Source organism: Fibrobacter sp. (assembly GCF_045601785.1).
Lineage (GTDB): Bacteria > Fibrobacterota > Fibrobacteria > Fibrobacterales > Fibrobacteraceae > Fibrobacter.
Window position 1 is genome coordinate 26,224 of sequence record NZ_JAZSAF010000073.1, and the last position, 18,803, is coordinate 45,026.

8 protein-coding genes and 1 pseudogene are annotated in these 18,803 nt (G+C 53.7%); 6 read left to right on the forward strand and 3 right to left on the reverse strand.

Annotated features, from left to right (window positions below; genetic code table 11):
* The first annotated feature begins 212 nt into the window (after positions 1-212).
* From ACKI61_RS11470 to ACKI61_RS11495, 6 genes are all read left to right on the forward strand, one after another.
* Positions 213-1,121, forward strand: a complete 909-nt coding sequence (locus tag ACKI61_RS11470) for a DMT family transporter (protein WP_407457833.1) — start codon at positions 213-215, stop codon at positions 1,119-1,121.
* Positions 1,122-1,183: 62 nt separating this feature from the next.
* On the forward strand, positions 1,184-1,540 hold the full coding sequence (locus ACKI61_RS11475) for a hypothetical protein (protein ID WP_407457834.1): 357 nt from the start codon (positions 1,184-1,186) through the stop codon (positions 1,538-1,540).
* Between the two features lie 9 nt (positions 1,541-1,549).
* Entirely contained in the window at positions 1,550-3,502 is a 1,953-nt protein-coding gene (locus ACKI61_RS11480; RefSeq protein ID WP_407457835.1) for a GTP-binding protein, read from the forward strand.
* A 197-nt stretch (positions 3,503-3,699) separates the two neighbouring features.
* Positions 3,700-6,135 carry an AAA family ATPase gene (locus tag ACKI61_RS11485; RefSeq protein WP_407457836.1) on the forward strand — a complete coding sequence of 812 codons (2,436 nt, stop codon included), beginning with the start codon at positions 3,700-3,702 and terminating at the stop codon, positions 6,133-6,135.
* Positions 6,136-6,363: 228 nt separating this feature from the next.
* Positions 6,364-7,899 carry an Rne/Rng family ribonuclease gene (locus tag ACKI61_RS11490; RefSeq protein WP_088629009.1) on the forward strand — a complete coding sequence of 512 codons (1,536 nt, stop codon included), beginning with the start codon at positions 6,364-6,366 and terminating at the stop codon, positions 7,897-7,899.
* Between the two features lie 115 nt (positions 7,900-8,014).
* Positions 8,015-10,582, forward strand: coding sequence for a hypothetical protein (locus ACKI61_RS11495; RefSeq protein ID WP_407457837.1), 2,568 nt, complete (start codon positions 8,015-8,017; stop codon positions 10,580-10,582).
* 119 nt (positions 10,583-10,701) lie between these two features.
* Here ACKI61_RS11495 and ACKI61_RS11500 read toward each other — a convergent pair.
* The 3 genes and pseudogenes from ACKI61_RS11500 to ACKI61_RS11510 all read right to left on the reverse strand — a co-directional run.
* Positions 10,702-10,848: pseudogene (locus tag ACKI61_RS11500) on the reverse strand (phosphate acyltransferase); the annotation flags it as partial.
* 112 nt (positions 10,849-10,960) lie between these two features.
* A complete protein-coding gene (locus ACKI61_RS11505) occupies positions 10,961-14,764 on the reverse strand; it encodes a fibro-slime domain-containing protein (protein ID WP_407457838.1) in 3,804 nt (1,267 codons plus the stop codon).
* 147 nt (positions 14,765-14,911) lie between these two features.
* On the reverse strand, positions 14,912-18,748 hold the full coding sequence (locus ACKI61_RS11510) for a fibro-slime domain-containing protein (RefSeq protein ID WP_407457839.1): 3,837 nt from the start codon (positions 18,746-18,748) through the stop codon (positions 14,912-14,914).
* Positions 18,749-18,803 lie beyond the last annotated feature (55 nt).

Consider the following 18,803-nt stretch of genomic DNA (forward strand, 5'->3'; position numbering starts at 1 on the left):
CCTATAAGTTTTATGTGCCTTAATATAGTTAGTTCCTATAACTAGGTCTATAAAAATGAGGTTAAAAAAGAAAAAAATGTCCCAAAATGCGTCCTGTACAAGGTTTAGGTTATAATCAGTAATAACTTAAAACTATAACTAGGCGAGACTTGTTACTTGCAGGTGCCTATTTTGCCCAGTTCGTGTAGTCCTTATTTCTATCTTTGGCGTCGATGACACCCGCGCGCAACAACATGGCTCTCTGGCATATCCTCGCCATCGCGACGATTGCGTTCTGGGGCACGAGTTTCGTGAGTACCAAGGTGCTTTTGAATCACGGTTTTAGCGCCGTGCAGATTTTCACGTTGCGGTTCGCGGTCACCTACCTGATTCTGCTCGCGGCATCTCACAAGCATTTCCACTGCAAGAGCTGGAAGCATGAGCTGCTTCTGTTTGTATGTGGCGTTACCGGTTGCACGCTGTATTTCTGGACCGAGAATACGGCGCTTTCGATTGCGCCGTCGAGCAACGTCTCTCTCATTGTCTGCATTACCCCGCTGCTCATCATGATTTTCGGGGGACTGTTCTACAAGAGTGAACGGCTCGGCAAGCGGCAGGTTCTTGGCTGCTTCATCACGTTCATTGGCATGGTGCTCGTGGTGATGAATGGCAAGTTTATCCTGAAGCTTTCTCCCGTCGGAGACTTTCTCGCCATCAGTGCCGCGCTGGTGTGGACCATCTATTCGTTGGTGGTGAGAAAGCTGAACGGTGAATATTCTACGCTGTTCATCACGCGCAGGATGTTCTTCTACGGGACGCTCACCTCTATTCCGGCGCTGTTCTTCGAGGCGGACTTCAGCGTTTCGAAGGTGGCGGATATTCCGTGGAGCAATTTTGCGGAACCCGTGGTTTCGCTCAACTTCTTATGCCTTACGGTTTTTTCGTCGCTGTTTGGCTACCTTGTGTGGAACAAGGTGATGAAGCAGCTTGGCACGGTGCTTGCCAGCAACTACCTCTACGCCATTCCTCTCGTCACGATCATCACGGCGGTGGTTACCCTCGGGGAACGCATCACGTTTGTCGCCATCGCGGGGGCGTCAGCGATTGTCGCGGGCATGGTCTTGGCGGAATTGAAACGCTAGGGAATTCTTGGCGGGCTTTTTTTGCTACATTGACTTTTAGGTTTCCCCTTCCCGAGGTCGTTATGAGTCTTGATGAAGAACGCATCCGTGAACTCCAGCGCAAGGACCAGGAACACGATGCTCGCCTAGATATGCAGAAAGAAAAGGACGACGAACACGACGTCCGCATAGATGCCCTTTACAGCAGGGAACGCGAACAGGAATTCAAGCTGAAGGCGCAGATTGCAAAGGATGCCGAGCACGACTTTCGATTGAATTCTGTCGATTCCAAGAATGTGGAACAGGACTCGGAGCTGAAGCGTCAGCGTGTAAAGGACAACGAGCACGATTCCCGCCTGGAGCGGTTGGAAAAACTTTGTGCCGACTTGGCTCTTCGAGTCGGTGCCCTTGAGTCGCAGCTGAAGGACTTGCAGAAGTAATTGGAAACCATGTCGCAGCCCATTCGAAATATCGCAATCCTTGCCCACGTGGACGCCGGAAAGACGACGCTTTCCGAGCGTATCCTTTTTGCGGCAGGCGAGGTGCGCAGGCCGGGCAAGGTCGAAGAAGGTCTTGCGACGATGGACTACCTGCCCGAAGAGAAGGACAGGGGAATCACCATCGAAAGTGGTGTTGCGCATTTCGAATGGAAGAATACCTGGTTCAATTTTATTGATACGCCGGGGCATGTGGATTTTGGCGCCGAGGTGGATACAGCGCTTACGGCGGTTGAAGGTGCCGTGTTGGTGGTGAGTGCCGCTAGTGGCGTCGAGACGCAGACGGTTGCCGCCTTCAGGAAACTTCGCGAAGCGGGAGTCCGCACCATTCTGTTCATCAACAAGCTGGACAATCCCGATTATTCGCTCGACGAGACACTGATCAACGTCGAAGAGGTTCTAGGGGTGCGCCCGGTACTGATGTCGCTTCCGGAATACAGGGGAGGCAAGCTCGAGGGCGTTCTCGATGTGCTGAGCAGGAGTCGCCTTGTTCATTCGGAAACGGGCGAAGAGGTGGTCGACGAATCCTGGCCGCAGGACGGCGAGGTGAGCGAGTCGACGGAAAAACTGAAGAAGTATTATGCCGAGGCGGTCGAGTTTGCGAGCAACTTTGATGACGAGGTTCTGAAACTTGCGCTTGACGGTAAGCCGGTTCCGCCGAAAGCGCTGCTGCGTGGCCTCAAGGAACTGGCGAAAGATGACGACTATGCGCTCTGCTATGCGGGTTCCGCCATGGAGGGCTTCGGGGTCCGTAGCCTTACGACGGCGCTTTCGTTCTTCTTGCCCGATGTCCCCGAGTTTGGCCGCAATGAGCTTGGCCAAGTGATTCGCCTGAGGCATTTCAAGGGCGTGGGCGAAATTTCGCTGTTCCGTAGCCATACCGACATGGAGCGGAAGGAATGGCCCGCCGGTTTTGAATTCTCGAGGCTCAAGGCGAACTTGCTGCAGCCCGTGGATGAAATCCGCTCGGGGGACATTTATGCGATGCGCAGCCCTTTCGAGACGGAGCTTGGGCAGACAATCTACCTGGATGGAAGCGTCCCCGGCGAAGATGACGCGGAACGGTCTTCTGTACGCGACAGGTACCAGCCGCTGTTGCAGACCCGCGTGGAATGCCTGGGTTCCGAGGACTACCACCACGTGGAAAAGAGCCTGAATACGCTTTGCCGCATGGACCCGAGTTTCCGCGTTCAAAAGGACGATGGCGGCTTCTGGTACTTGCATACGGTGGGCGAAGTGCAGTTGGACGTGCTGCTTTCCAGGCTGAAACGCGAGTTCGGCTGCGATGTATGTGCGGGGGCTCCCGAGGTGCGCTGGCAGGAACGTCTCTGCCGAGCCGTGGGTCCCGTCGAAAACACCTTCCAGCTGGGCCCCCACAAGATTTCGATCAAGGTCTCGGCGACGCCGCTCGACGGGGATGCCCACGACATTCGCCTTTCCGCTGAATTTTTGGAGACGGCCCCCCGCGAAATTTTGGCGGGGGTGCGCTCCGCGCTCCTCGAGTCCACCGAAATCGGCGTCCTCGGCAAGGGGCCGCTGGTGGGTGTGCGTTTTGAGGTCCATGAGTTCACCTGGACCGAAGGCGCCTTGCCGCCCATGATCAAGAAGGCTTGCGTCGATGCGGTGGTCAAGCTGATCAGGCCCGCCGACGTGACTCTCTACGAACCGGTGATGGAACTTTCGCTGGAATGTCCCGTGAACTTCGCCGGGCTTGTCACCGGCGACATCCAGTCCCGCGACGGCAAGGTGAAGGAAATCGGTGGCGATGGCAAGACGCATTTTTTGAAGGCAGATGTGCCGCTGAGAAAAATTTTTGGCTATGCCACGGGGGTCCGTAGCATTAGCAAGGGAACGGCCCTTTACAGCATGAAGCTGCTCGGGTATAGGCCTGCGGGCAATCTATAAAAAATTATTTTTTTGATTTACAGTTTGAATGATTGAAGCGATATAGTAGATGTGGAGACTATTCGCTTTTTTTTACATCATTGCCAAGGGCTCGCTTCTACCGGGGTCCAATTTTTTTGCGAAAACGATTTTACCGATACCCTTTTACTTACGATAATATAGGGTAGAAATTGGATTTATTAGGAAGGTAAGCAAGCATGCAGAAGAACCAATATTTCAAGAAGATTTTTCAGAATCTCAAGAACTCGGGAAAGAGAACGTCGGGCAGGTCGGATAGGCTGGACTTTGCGGATCTCAAGATCCTGGAGTATTGGGTGCGCATTATCCGTGAGAGTCCCGAAAGCCTTAACAAGGAAATTGCGATTCGCCTGGTAAACGAACCGTACCGCAGCGCCATCGTGGATGGGTTTATCGAAACGCTCGGTGGCTATATCAAGCCGAAACGCCCCGCCGTAAAAAAGAAAAAGCAGTCGGTCGAATTCAACAATTGCAGGGATTGTGATGCCATTGATGACGATTTCCTCGATGACATATTCGATGAAGATGGCTCGCTCAACGAATCGGATGAAGTCGAGATGGATACCGAATTTTGCGACAGTCGGTTCCTTCGCCAGATCTGCCGTTACCGAAAGGAAATCAAGCTGGGCGCAAGCGACCAGGTGACAGAAAACCTGCTCAAAACAATTGCCGATGTCGAGCCATCTTCGATGGCTCCGTTCCTGTACAAGCGCGTGCAGGGAGTCATCTGCGAGAATTTCGAGAAGTATGCCTTGGAAATGCTTTCGCGGGGAGTGTCGGAAAGGGATCGGGTCTACAAGCGCGTGCAGAAGGTCAAGGAAACCTACCGCCTGAACGATGCCGAAACGGAAATGCTCGTGTACATGTGGCTGCACAATCGCGAAGAGTTGCAGATCGATTCGGATGGCGAATTCTTTGGAAGGCGCCGCCGCCATTTCGGTTCGCCAAATATTACGCAGAGCATGTTGCGCGAACTGGCCCGCGCAACCGGATTGGAACAGGACTATGTCTCCAGCCTTTTGGGCCAGAACGGCACGCTGCGCATGCTGAACCTGTGTGACGACGATCTGGACATTCCTCCGGAAGTACAGTCGTACCTGAATGGTTATGGTGACAGTACCGGCCTCAAGGCGTTCCGCCTTGCCGAGCCGGGAACGGTCCCGTTTGCGCAGCTGCAGGGGAACAATCCAGACGTATTGCTTGCGCTCGACATGATCAAGAATCACGACCGCAAGCATCCGCTGAACATCCTGTTCTACGGAATCGAAGGTTCGGGCAAGACCGAACTTGCAAAGGCGATTGCAAAAGAGGCGGGGCTCCCGCTGTGGGAAGTGAGCATTGATGCCGACAATGCCGATCCGGGTCGCCGCATGGAGTCGCGCGCGCAGAGCCTCATGTATTACCGCATCCGCGCTGCGATGCTTGCCAACTGGCAGTGCGAACAGGAGCCCGGTATCATCATGATCGACGAGGCGGACCTGGTGCTTAACGGCTTTGAGAAGGGAAGCCTGAACCATTTCTTTGAACAGATGCGCACGCCGATTATCTGGATTACCAACTCCTTGCACTTTACGGAAGGGAGTACCCGCCGCCGCTTCGATTTCTCGATTGCGTTCAAGGGACTTTCGAAGGACGAACGCCTGAACATGCTCAATTCCGTGCTCAAGTCGCAATCTGCCGAGACGATGCTTACGCCCGAAGAAAAGCTGAAGCTCGTGGTTGAATACCCTGCAATGGCGGGCGGCTTTACGCTTGCGGCCCAGCATACCCGTGAACTGCTCGCAAGCGGGATTGCGACCCAGGCGTACCCGACGATGGCACGGATTCTGAAGGCTCATACGAAGCTTCTCGGAATCCAGAACGGGACGCTTCGCGATGTGGAGTGCCATGCGCCTTCGTATTCGCTGACGGGGCTCAACATCGAAGGCTCTGTCGACGAGATCATGGAGGTGGTGCAGGCCTACGATACGGTGTGGAAGAGGCTCGACGAAGATTCTGCCCCGAATTCCCTGAACATCTTGCTCTATGGTCCTCCGGGAACGGGCAAGACGGAGTTCGTGCGTCACTTGGCGCGTACCTTGGGCAGGAACCTGATTGTCCGCAAGGCGAGCGATCTTCTTGGCATGTTCGTGGGTCAGACAGAAGCGCAGATTGCCGCTGCGTTCGAGGAGGCGGAACGCACCAAGTCGATTCTCTTCTTCGACGAAGCCGACAGTTTCCTGCGTGACCGCTCCGGTGCCATGCAGGGGCACGAGGTTTCGAAGGTAAACGAGATCCTCACCCGTATGGAGAACTTCAAGGGTATCTTCATCGCCGCGACGAACTTCAACGATTCGCTGGATTCGGCGAGTCGCCGCCGCTTTGCGCTGAAGCTTGGCTTTGGCTACCTGAAACCCGAAGGGGTTCGCCACCTGTGGAATGTGTTCTTCCCGTCGGTGCAGTGCCCCGATTCCGTGACGGAACTGCCGATGCTTACCCCTGGCGACTTCAACGCGGTGAACGGGCGCCTGCGCTACCTGCCCGAAAGTGTGCGCAGCGCAAGCCGCATCGAGGCGGAACTCCGCAAGGAATTGCAGGCGAAAGACGCCCATGCCGGCCGGACCATGGGATTCTAGGACTCGGCAGGGCCCGCGAAAGCGGGCTTTTGCTTTTTTTTCCGTCTTTTTTCCTATAGTTTTTCAAGGTTGGAGTTTCTTGTTGTTATATTTAGATTCCCTAGACTTTGTGGCGTGGAAATGCGGTACTTTCCGTAAAAGAAACCCACGGGTTCGGAAGCGCTCCATACTTTTGGAATGCTTCTTAGGGATTTATCCATCAAGTTTTGTCTACTTTTAGGAGTTTTAATGGCAAATAAGTGCAAGCGCGGAATTTTGATTAGTAAGACCCCTTACGAAAAACGTATCGCCATCATGGAAGACGGCGAACTCGTTGAACTTGTCGTCGAGGGTGTATCTTCTAATCGAGTTCTGGGCAATATTTATAAGGGCGTAGTCCAGAAGGTGCTTCCGGCACTCAAGGCTGCGTTCATTGATATTGGCCTTGAAAAGGCAGGCTTTTTGCATCAAGAAGACGCCATGGACAGAAACGAACTCCTCCGCCGCGAATATGGCGACGACGATGACGAGGGCGGTTCTTCCAAGGAAGTCTCCATTGACGAAATTCTGCAAGAAGGCCAGGAAATCATGGTTCAGGTGGTCAAGGAACCGATTAGCACCAAGGGTGCCCGTCTGACCACGCACCTGAGCTTTGCAGGTCGTTTCCTCGTGTGCATGCCGGGCACCAACTTCATTGGGGTGTCCAAGCGTGAACGCGACCCGGCCAAGCGCCGCGAATTCAAGAAGGTGGTCCGCCGCCTCAAGGGTCGCGACGTGGGCTACATTGTTCGTACCAACGGTCTGAACGAATCCGAATTCGAAATCAACAAGCAGATGCGCGAACTCGAAAGCAAGTGGGAACAGACGAAGTACAACTTCGAAAACCAGCCTGCCGAAACCTGCATCTACGAAGAATCCGATTCGATTGAACAGACTGTGCGCGAATACTTCAGCGATAACACCGACTACGTGTATATCGACAACCGCGACGAATACTTTGCCCTGCGCGAATACCTCAAGGTGCTCTCGCCGGACAAGCTCGACAAGGTGAAGCTCTGGAGCTCTAACGAAAGCCTGTTCGAATACTTCAAGATCGAAAACGACTACGCACGTTCCCTGCAGCGCCAGGTACCGCTCCCGCGTGGTGGTAACCTCGTGATCGAACAGACCGAAGCGTTGGTCTCTATCGACGTGAACACGGGACCCAAGGTGCACGGCAAGGACCAGGGCAAGATCATCCTCGAAACGAACATCGACGCCTGCTACGAAATCGCAAAGCAGCTGCGTCTGCGTGACGTGGGCGGCCTTATCATTATCGACTTTATCGATATGGAATCCGAAGAAGACAACGAAAAGGTCTACCAGGAATTCCGCAAGGCAATCCGCCGCGACAAGGCCCCGATCAGCCCCGCTCCCATCAGCCAGTTTGGCCTCATGGAAGTCACCCGTAAGCGCGTCCGCGTGAACCTGATGACCGAAAAGACCGAACGCTGCCCGGTGTGCGACGGCGATGGCCGCATTGCAACGCTCGAATCCACCCTCGGCATGATCGACCGCTGGATGGCTCGCGCCAAGGCCAAGGGTAAGCTCCGCGAAGTCACTCTCGTGGTAAGCGCCCAGGTGATCGACGTGCTCTGCAAGGACCACAACCGCATGTTCAACTACTTGGAATACAAGCATGGCATGAGCATCAGCCTGGTGGAAGACGAACACGCCCACATTAACCAGTTCTGGTTCTACGACAAGAACAACGAAGACATTACCGACCTCTACAAGTTCGTGTAACCCATTCGTCATTCCGGCCTCCGAGCCGGAATCAGCAATTCAACAAGACCGCTCAACTGAGCGGCCTTGATTTTTTGTAAATGGGATTTTATATTTGAGTGAAAAGGAGGAAATGATGTTTAAGGGGTTATTCTTCACTATTGCTACGCTTGTAACGCTAGCCAATGCATATACCATCACATACAATTATACAGGAGCCGAAGGCGGTTCTTGCACCGCGTCTGGAGTTAAGGATTCTGTTAGCGTCAAGTGTTCTGCGCCTAGCGGATATACTTGGGCGAGCGCCTCTTTAAAAGGTGAAGGTTCTTCAATCAGGTATTGCGTTCCTGACAGTTGCGTGGCAGACATCAAGGGCGACGTAACATTCAATGCCGAATATGCAAAATCCGAAAACGTCCGCAAGATTTCATGGCTTGAAACGGGATTCGGACTTCAGAATATTGTTCATGGTTATGCCATTGTAACCGATCCGGAGCAGACCAAGTTCCTGCTTGCGGCGGCCGTTGGCGATTCCGTTAAAATGACGCCTATGCCGGTAGAACGTTACCATTGGAAAAAATGGTACGACCGCAGCGGTTCTTCAAGAACTGAAATTAAAACAGAAGACAGCGTGTACGTGTTTGAAATGCCCGATATGAACCTTTCATTGGAAGCGGAATTCGATTATAACACTTACCGTGTTGTTGCAGACATGAATGGTGGCCCCGGCGTATACTTCGACAGAGTCTGTTCAACTTTCGATTTCTGTTATCTTTGGAAAGATTCGACACATTGGGACGGCCATATTTTCCAGGGCTGGATGTTGGAAAAAGACGCTCAAGACACCTTCTTTATTCCGTTTGCCATGTTTACGGAACCGCTTACGATACTACAATGGGACAGTGTCACGATGTATGCAAAATGGTTCGAGGCGAAGGTTCCCCAAAAGGTCAACGGATGCTATCAGATTGGCAGTGCAAACGAACTCTACGGATTCTCCTACCTTGTTAGCGGCAAGGACGGCTATGAAATAGAACAGGATGCCTGTGGCGAACTCACTGCCGACATTGTCGTGAACAAAAACGTGTTGACTGCAACCGATTCACTCCGTAAGGATGCCGACCATTTGCTGTACTGGGTACCGATTGGAACGGCTGCCAAGCCCTTCATGGGAAAGTTCAACGGCAAGGGACATACGATTAGCGGACTTTACCTGAAGAATTCTGCTGGAAACGACGTCGGTTTGTTTGGCAAAGTACAAAGCGCAGAAAATAAGGTTGTTTCTATTGACAGTGTGGGCGTTATTGATTCTTACATTGAAGGAAAGGAACGTGTAGGAGGCTTTGTTGGTGCAGTCGTAGAAAAGACGAATTTGTCTATAACTCACTCGTATGTTAACATGACCATTGTTGGACGCGAAATTGGCGGGCTTGTAGGCGGAAATAATGATTCCGTGAAAATCTCTATTGACCATTCTTATCATTCAGGGAAAATGTATCCTAACTCATCAATTCGTGACAAAGCCATTATGGGTGGCTTGATGGCACGTGCCGGAAGCGAATCATCCATTGCCATATCCAATTCCAATAACAAGGGAACTATAGATATCGCGGATTATATATTGGTCGATGCAGGCGGGTTGATAGGAACTGCGGAAAAAACGACTGCGTTTACTATAGACAAAAGCTACAATGCGGCAAGAATAACTGGAAACAAATATAACGAATATTCCGCCGGAAGAGAGGTCGGAGGATTAATTGGTCGAATAGCTTCCAGGCATGTGGTAATATCGAATTCGTACAACGCGGGAGATATCGACTTGAGCTCTGGGGGATATTGCAATAATATGGCTGGAGGTTTATTAGGTCTCTCTTTTGTCGATTCACTGGAAGTATCTGGTTCTTATAACCGTGCTTCAATTACCGCCGACATTGCATCGGGCCTTATTGCTGAAGCAAGTGGCTACAAACTGACTATATCGACTTCTCATAATGATGGAAAAATTCAAACTCAGTCTGATTCACACAGTATGGCATCTAGGTGCAATGCTAGTGGTTTAATTGGTATTAATGAAAATACTTCGATAATCAATTCGTACAATATAGGCCAGATTGAAATCTACGACTCATACAATAAGAAAACCATACAGGGTGGTGGATTCTCAACAAAAACGGAAAGTCTTTCCATCATCAATTCTTACAATATGAGCGAAAATGCTTTCGACGTTTGCCAAGCGCTTCCCAAAGTGATGGCTAATGTCTTTTTCCGCAACCAATCGACTTGCGAAGGTTCAGTTAGCAAGAATTCGCCCGAAGAATTCGCTGACGGTTCTATTGCCTGGGCGTTGTACAATTATAGCGCCGAAGGCGTAGACAGCCATGTATGGGGCCAGAAGGTCGGCACCGATCCGTATCCGCTCCTGAATGGTGCCGGTGTCGAAGGCTACGATGGCGGACGTACCTCGGTTGCGTTCAAGCCGAGCGTCAATTCCTTTACGATTGCAACTCAGGGTAGAAAGGTTCAGATCACGGGCGCTGCCGTAGGTGCGCCGTTCCACGTATTCGATATTCAGGGCAGAAATATCCCTGTCGCAGGATTTGCAAACTCGCGAATCAATACGCCCGATTTTGAAATAAGCTTGCCGAACAAGGGCCGCTACCTGATATCTATCGGCGGAATCACAAGAACCATTTCCGTAAAGTAAAAACTGTTTGAAAAAGAAAAGGCGCCTCGTTAGACGAGGCGTGGTTGCGAGAGCGAGGCGACATCACATTCTTGTAGATGCAATAGAGCCGCGCGGTCTTAATTAGCCTGGACAGCAGTCAAGGCAATCGTGCCATGGGAACTGCGCTGCACGGCCTTGTAGCCGATGTTACCGGCAGAGAGGCTCGGGAACACGAACACGGTAGCCTTGCCGGCGACGGTGCTGCCCGGGGCCTTCAGGGAACCCACGCTCGGCACGGTCGCGGCCTAACCCGCGAGATGCGAGATTGTCGAAGAAAATAAAGAAGCCGCACACGAGTGCGGCTTTCTTTTTTATGACCGAATCGGCGATTCGAGAGAGATGTTTTAGTCGGTTCTGTTACAGCCCGAAGTCCAGTGCGTTTACCTTGCCGCGGCGCACGCCCCACAGGAAGTCCTGCGTACGGTCCACCACGGTCTTGCTGCCGACCTTGATGCGGTATTCAAGCCTTGCGATGTAGACGCCGGTCGATGCGAGGCGACCGTTCTTCGCGCGCATGTTCCAGGCGAGGAACAGCTTGCCGTTGTTGTCTAGGCAGGTGCCCTGTCCGTTTTCCTTGAAGATGTCGCTGTTGCAGGTGATCACGTCGGAGTTGCTGTTCACGAATTCGCCGAGGCTCGAGTAGTAGGTCGCCTTGTAGCGCAGTTCCGTGTTCTCGGCGACGGCTTCGACAATCTGCTTGATGTCGGCTTCGGTGCCGCGCTGGAACTTGTCGATGTTGCGCGAGTCGAGGATTCCGTTCTCGTAGGCTTCGGCGATGACCGGGTCGATACCGAATTTCTTCTTCGCTTCCTTGATGCTCATGTCGCCGTTATCGACCATGGCGATGATTTCTTCGATGGTGTAGCTCCTGGGAGTCGTTCCGTTCTTCTCGGCTTCCTTCGCTTCGTCCTTGTTGACGTAGGAAGGTGTGCTCTGAACGGCCCTTACGATATCTGCGATTTCGTTTTCTACAAGTTCGGCCATGTTCAGGTCGCCCAGGAAGTGTCCCTGCGTGCCGTAGGCGGCTGCGGCTTGTTCCGCGGTCAAGATGGAAGGATCCTGGATGATTTTCGTGACGGTTGCTTCGGGGCTCTGGATGATCGCCTTTGCGCTGTCGAATACGGCGGAACCGGGTTCAAGCGTCACCACGCCCGGGCTTGTGATGGTCACCTTCTGCTCGCCCGTGATGCGGACCCACGGGTTGTCCTGGTGCGGCTTGTTGTTTACCAAGTCCAGTGCGGAAGAAATCGCAGATGTCGGCGAGAAGCGCACGGAGTCGCCCACGGCAGGAATGATGTCGGTGTCCGCGCCCTTCGGGAAGATCAGCTTCCACTGGGTGGCGCTGCTTGTCGAAATGTCGCTTGCCTGCTTTACGTTGGTGCTCATGATTCCGTTTTTCCAGACATGGAAGCTGAACATGTCGGAAGAGGCGTTGTTGCTCTGGAGCGCTTCGCTGAACGAAATAGTGAGCTGCGTGTTGCCGTCCTTCATGTAGGAAACTTCGGCTGCCATGATGACGGGACCGATCCTGTCTTCAAGCTGTCCTTCGGTGGGGAACACGGATGTCTTTCCGTTGTCCTTGTAAGTGTACCATACCTTGAGCTGTCCCGTGTAAACTTTCTCTTCGCCTCCGGTAAAGATGCTTGTTCCAAAGCCGTTGCCGTCTGCGACAATCGTTGCGACGGAGTCGCCGACATCGTAGTTCGCAGTGTACGCCTTGTCGAATACGGAACCGAAGGTGAACTTCACGGAATCCAGCGAGTTCTTGCCGCCGAGCGTTCCGTTGAAGTGAACCCAGATGCTGTCGCCGCGGCCGTCGCCGTCGCGGTCAAACATGTAGGCGGTCTGAATTTGCGGAACCGGCGGGAGAGCGAAGTTGATGGCACTCCAGATGGCCGTGTTGCCGGATGCCTGGCCCTTGACATAGAGCGTGCCGCCCCACAGTTCGCCGACTGCCTTCACGTAGAAGGTCGCTTTCCCGTTGACGAGCTGGACTTCGGTAATCGGGTTTCCGAGGGAGTCGCAGGGGATCAGCGCGGGATCGTTGGTGGAGGGGTAGATCTTGTCGTTGGAATTCATCGCCCATTGGTCGGCGTATTGCACGTAGACCTTGTAGGACTGTCCCACCCACATGGTGACGTCCTTCGTCAGGTTGAGCTGCAGCGTGTCGCTCACGATTTCTGCGCCGAGCATGTTGCCCTTCGGATCGGTGAAGGTCAGGTTCGGAAGTTCGTAGGCGCCGACAACGAAGTAGACGTCCTTGTGCTGGCTGTTGTCGGCGACAAGGGAGACACGCAGGTAGTAGACGCCGGGGGCAAGCCCATGGGCGTCCTTGATGGCTTCCTTGTCGACCTTGAATGCATCGAAGTTCTTGCCGATGTCAATACCGCCGAACCAGAGCCCTGCGGAGTCGAGTTCGATACCTGTGGAAGGAAGGTTTCCGCCGAAGAGCGTGAAGGTCGATGCGCCGCGTTCAAGCGTGAGCTCCTTGCCGGCTTCGGAGAAGTCGCAGGCGAGCTTGCTCTTGCGGATCCTCTGGTAGATTTCTCTTTCGATCACGTCGCTGTTGCTCGATGGGCTCCTAAGCAGGATGCTTGCTTCGGTCTTCAGGTCGATAGACGTGTGCATGCGGAAGTTCGAGGAACTCGTATGGCGTTCGGCGTAGAAGATGTGGAAGTTGTAGGTACTGTCCGGAATAAGGCCGAGCGTGTCAAGATCGACGGCGCCTGCCACCTGGGCGTGCTGGCCGCCGATGTCCACCACCAGCTTGTTGTTGATGAACACCCACACGTCGTCGTCGCCCAGGAAGTCAAAGTACTGGCCGGGAACATACTCGAAGGTCGCCTGGATCTTCATGGTGAACCCGAAGTTGTGGTTCCTGTTGTCGCTACCGCCGCGCAGCTGGTCGTAGTAGGGGTTCGGGACCTTTTGTGCGGAATCCAGATACTGGAAGTCGTCCAAAAGGAACATGCCGCCTTGGTTCGCCTCGTTGCCCTTGGAAATGGCGTCCTTCGAGACTTCGGCAAGCCAGAAGCCTTCGTCGTCCATAGAAATGTAGAGGTCGCGGCAGGTCATGTTGGTGAGCGTGTTGCCCTGGGCATCGACTGCGAGGGATTCCGGAATGAACCAGTAGTCCAGATGTTCAGTAATCTTGCAGTTCGTGGGGAAGTTCGCTGCACTCACGGGAACTCCGTTGGGGCCAAGCTCAGTTGCCACCATGCCACGCATCGGGTTTCCGCTGCAGCCGCCGGAGCCGAAGTCCGCGCTGATGCCGTATTCGGGACTTCCGTTGCCACGGGTGCCGTCACCCTTGCTGCCGTGCAGCCAGTCGAACATCATGACGGGGAGCTTCTTGATGGGGCAGTCGCCCAGAACGCCTGCGGGGTGTTCCGAGTAGATGCCCGGGGCGCCTTCCTGGTTTCCCTTGACCCAGATGGTGTCGGAAAGCGCAGCGACGGAATCGAGGCTGATTTCGGTAGCGGAAGTGGGCTCTGTCTTGGTAAGGCCTTCTGCGCCGACGAAGTTCGGGCCGATGGTCTGCTTGAAGTAGACGCCGAAGTTGTCGTTTGGTGCTTTGACGCCTGCAATGAACCACCCGCAATACTTCTCTTCGACAGGGACCATCGCCGCGCTGTCACCGTTGGAGAGGAAAACTTTCGCATTGGTGTTGGTCCATGGGGTAAAGAACGCGATGAACTTCAGGCCGTTCTTGGGAGTGTCCTTGCCGGGATCCTCCGGATCCTTGGGGTCATCCTGGCCCGGGTCTCTTGGATCTTCGGGATCCTTGGGATCGTCCTTGGGTCCCTCCTCCGGGTCGTCTTTGGGCTTGTTTGTGAAATTCCAATTTCCGTTTCTGTCAATGTTGATTATTGCAGAATCGGATTCTGCATAGAGCTCTGCTCCAGAAATAGTGGCAATCAGGTTTCTTTCTTGGCAGGGGCTGCTTTTATAAATTGCGAAGTCTTCCTGGGTAATGTCATCGGTGGAAAAGGCAAGTCCATTCTGGATGTTCCTGCACTGAGTTCCCCTTGTAGTTTCTACAGCGATATAGGTCGCCCTATTGTTGTCATAAGTCGCTTTTATGTAATAATCGGCAGCCATTGCCGCAGGTACAAGCAAACCGAGCAACCAGGTTGCTCTCTTTACAAATCCACACCTCATCCAATCTCCTAGAGGGTTCAAAACCCTATGCGCATTTAGATATATCTGTAGTAGAAATAACTTTTTTTGTAAAAAAATGCAACACGGCAACTGTGAAATTGCCGTTAATTATGCTTAACAAATGTGTAAATTGTGTGTTACTGGGGCCTAAATTCCCAAATCTATGGCATTTACCTGTCCACGGCGCACGCCCCACAGGAAATCCTGGGTGCGGTCGATAATGATCTTGGTATTTACCTTGATTCGGACATGCAGGCGAGCGATGTAGACACCCGTTGCGGCGAGCCTTCCATTTTCGGAACGCATGTTCCATGCAAGGAAAAGCCTACCTTCGTTTTCAAGGCAGTTCTTGTTACCGCCTTCCTTGAAGATGTCGTCGTTGCAGGTGATGGTTCCCGAATGCATGTTGACGAAATGGCCGAGGCTTGAGTAGTAGATCGCCTTGTAGGAAAGTTCTGTCTGGTCGGCGACAGAGCTTACGATCTTCTGGATGTCAGCTTCGGTACCGCGGGAATAGTAGGCGAGGTTCTCGCTGTTCAAAAGTCCGTTCTCGTAGGCGTCGACAATCACCGGGGAAAGGTCGTACTTCTTCTTTGCTTCCTTGATGGTCATTTCGCCCGCGTCGACCTTCGCGATGATTTCTTCGATGGTGTAGGTCCTGGGCGTCGTGCCGAGCTTTTCAGCCTCTTCGGCTTCGTCCTTGTCGACATAGCTTGATGTCGCCTGCACGGCCTTCACGATTTCGGCGATTTCGTTCTCGACGAGTTCGGCCATGTCGAGGTCGCCCAGGTAGTGGCCCTGGGTGCCGTAGATGGCTGCGACCTGGTCGGCAGAAAGCGTGGTTGCCCCAGAAACAAGCTTCGGCACGGTGGCGTCCTTGCTCTGGATGATCTGCTTTGCGTTGTTAAATGTTTCGGAATTGCGGTCGAGGCTTACGACCTTCGGGCTTGTCACGGTCACCTTCTGTTCGCCGGTGATTCGGACCCACGGGTTGAATTCGTGCGGGCCGACGTCGACCAGGTCAAGGGCCGCTCCCAGCTGGGACGGCGGCATAAAGCGCACGGAGTCGCCCACGGAAGGAATGATGTCTGTCTCGGCTCCCTTCGGGAAGATAAGCTTCCACTGGTTTGCGGGCGTGGTTGTAAAGTCGCTTGCAAACTTTACCAGGGAATCCTGGCGGTTGTCCTTCCAGCAGTGGAAGCGGAAGAGGTCCGTGCTTGCGTTTTCATCCTTGATGCCTTCGCTGAAGTTCAGCAGCAGCTGCGTGTTGCCGTCCTTTAGGTACTTGACTTCGGCGGCAATGATCACGGGGCCCACCTTGTCGGTCAGGGAACCGTCGACGGGGAATATCGCAGTCTTGCCGTCTTCGGGGTCGGTGTAGGTGTACCAGATGTTGATCTTTCCGGTATATCCGCTAGTCTCGCCTCCGGTGAAGATGGCATTTCCGAAACCGTCGCCCTTGGCGGTGAGCGATACGGATGCGTCGCCGATGCTGTACTTGTCGGCCTGGTAGGCGTTGTCGAAGCTTGCGCCAAATACGAACTTGAGAGAATCGATCACCGTTTGTCCGTCAATCGGCTTGGAGAGTTTGATCCAGATGCTGTCGGCGCGGCCGTCACCGGTGCGGTCGAAGATATAGGCGGTCTCGATCTGCGGTACGGGAGGCACGGCGATGTTGATCTGCGTCCAGCTGACTTTCTTGTTCTTTGCCGCCTCGGTGCTTACGGTAAGCACCCCGTTTACGACTTCGTCGGTCGCCTTGACAAAGAAGCTTGCGCGGCCTTCCTTCAGGACGACTTCGGTGATTGTATTGCCCATGGAATCGCAGGCGATCAGGTTCGGCGTCGAAGTGGAGATATGCACGGAGATGCCGTTGTAGATCGATGCCCATTCCTCGGCGTACATGATGTTGATCGGGTAGGAGCGCCCGGCCCAGAGCTTTTCGTTTTTATCCAGGTTGATGGGGAGCGTGTCGCTGGAGACGTTCCTGTTGAGCGAATCGCCGAAGGCTGCCCAGAATTCGGTGAAGTTCAGTGTGTCCTGGGTGTCGAAATCCACGATGAAGTAGGTGGAATCCTTGATGCTTGCAAAGGCGAGGTTCGGCAGTTCGTAGGGGTCGATTGTGAAGGGGATGTCCTTGTATTCGTCGGGGTTGCTTTTTAGGCGAACGCGGATGTAGTAGTTGCCTGGCGGTAGCGCCTGGGCCCTGCTGATGGCCTTGATGTCGATTTCGATGGACGTGAAGTCGTTCAGGACGGTGATGCCGCTGTAGTAAGCGGAGTCGAGCGTCTTGAGCGCTACACCGTTCTTGTCCAGGCTGCGGCCGAACAGCACGAAGTTGGACGGGCCTTCGACAGTGTCCTGCAACTCGGGGCTAGACGAGAAGTCGCAGGCGAGAGCCCTTCTGCGTACGATTTCCCAGACGTTCTTCTTGATGAGCTTCGGGTCGCCAGTCGGGATATCCTGCAGCAACATGCTTCCTTCGGCCTTCAGGTCCATCGAGGTGCGCATCTTGAAGTTCGATTCGACCTTGTGGCGTTCGGCGTAGAAGATGTGGAAGGGGTAGGTTTCGCCTTCGGTGAGTCCGAGCTTGTCCAGGTTGATGTGGCCTTCGGAGGCGTGGTGCTGTCCGCCGATGTCCACCACGAGCTTGTTGTTGATGAACACCCACACGTCATCGTCGCCCAGGAATTCGAAGTATTGGCCCTTCACATATTCGAACTGGGCTTGGATCTTCATGGTAAAGCCGTAGTTGTGCGTGCCGAAATCGCCCGTAATCTGGTCGTACATCGGGTTTGGAACTTTATGTGCCGAATCCAGGAACTGGAAGTCGTCCAGGAAGAACAGGCCCCTTTCGGGACTTTCGGTGTTCTTCTGGCCGAGCCAGAAGCCGTCGTCGGTAAGGGTGAGTTCCAGATCGCGGCAGGTGGCATTGGTGTAGGTATTGCCGTCGCTTCCTTGGATTTCTTCGGGCAGGAACCAGTTGTCCAAGTGTTCGGTGTATTTGCAGTTGCTCGGGAAGTTTGCTGCGCGGACGGGGACGCCGTTTGCGCCCAAGGTTTCTTCGACCATTCCCTTGGTAAGGGCCGCGCATCCGCCTGTACCGAAGTCCTGGCTGGTGGTGCCTACCTGGGATTCCCTGTTCTCGGTGTCGTTACCGTCTCCGTGCAGCCAGTCGAACATCATGACGGGGAGCTTCTTGATGGGACAGTCGCCGAGTTCGCCGGGGAAAGAGGTATGAAGTTCCGGTTCGCTGTACATGGTGGCAGAAATCCAGATGGTGTCGGAGAGGGCGAGGATGGAGTCGAGGAGTATTTCCTGCTCGGGCTGGATTTCTTCCTTGGAAAGTCCTTCGGCGCCGATATAGTGTCCGCCGATGGTTTGCTTGAAGTAGACGTAGACATCTTTCGGGGTGAGTGCCGTGCGGTATTCGAACCAGCCGCAGTAGGGGCTTCCCACGGGCGTCATGTAGTCCATCTTTTCGTTCAGGATGATGGCGGCACTCGTGTTGCTCCATGGCGCAAGGAAGCGGATTGTCTTCTTGGCGGGTTCTACGATGACGGGCTTGGTCGTGGTGGTCGTGAGGGTTCCGTCGGGATTGATTTGAATCCAGATTTCGTAGATGGGCTGGTCTTCTTCTCCTTCCTTGTAATCTGGGAAGAGGGTGTTGAGGAACGGTTCGTCGCCCTGGTTCAGGTAGGTTTTGCAGGAGTCGCCACCTTCGACGCAGAATGAGCCGAAGCGCAGCTGGCGCTTGTCGATGGCGGATGCCTTCAGGCGTTCCTGGGTGAACTTGATGGTGAATGTGCCGTCGTCTTCCTTGCTCAGGGACTTGTACTTCAGGTTGGATTCGTTGTCGGCGTAATAGAGGCTGTTGCCATCATAAATAACGTGGGCTATGGCGACATAGTCCTGGGCAAAGGCGCTCGCTATAAAAAGGGTCAGACATAAAAACAGACCCCGGAAAAAGTTTTTGCACTTCATCCGCTCTCTCCATAAATTCCTAAACACATGTCAACCAATAAGAAAAATAGATTTT

Coding starts and splice junctions, on each gene's coding strand:
- ACKI61_RS11470 (WP_407457833.1), top strand. CDS start 213: ATGACACCCGCGCGCAACAACATGGCTCTCTGGCATATCCTCGCCATC.
- ACKI61_RS11475 (WP_407457834.1), top strand. CDS start 1,184: ATGAGTCTTGATGAAGAACGCATCCGTGAACTCCAGCGCAAGGACCAG.
- ACKI61_RS11480 (WP_407457835.1), top strand. CDS start 1,550: ATGTCGCAGCCCATTCGAAATATCGCAATCCTTGCCCACGTGGACGCC.
- ACKI61_RS11485 (WP_407457836.1), top strand. CDS start 3,700: ATGCAGAAGAACCAATATTTCAAGAAGATTTTTCAGAATCTCAAGAAC.
- ACKI61_RS11490 (WP_088629009.1), top strand. CDS start 6,364: ATGGCAAATAAGTGCAAGCGCGGAATTTTGATTAGTAAGACCCCTTAC.
- ACKI61_RS11495 (WP_407457837.1), top strand. CDS start 8,015: ATGTTTAAGGGGTTATTCTTCACTATTGCTACGCTTGTAACGCTAGCC.
- ACKI61_RS11505 (WP_407457838.1), bottom strand. CDS start 14,764: ATGAGGTGTGGATTTGTAAAGAGAGCAACCTGGTTGCTCGGTTTGCTT.
- ACKI61_RS11510 (WP_407457839.1), bottom strand. CDS start 18,748: ATGAAGTGCAAAAACTTTTTCCGGGGTCTGTTTTTATGTCTGACCCTT.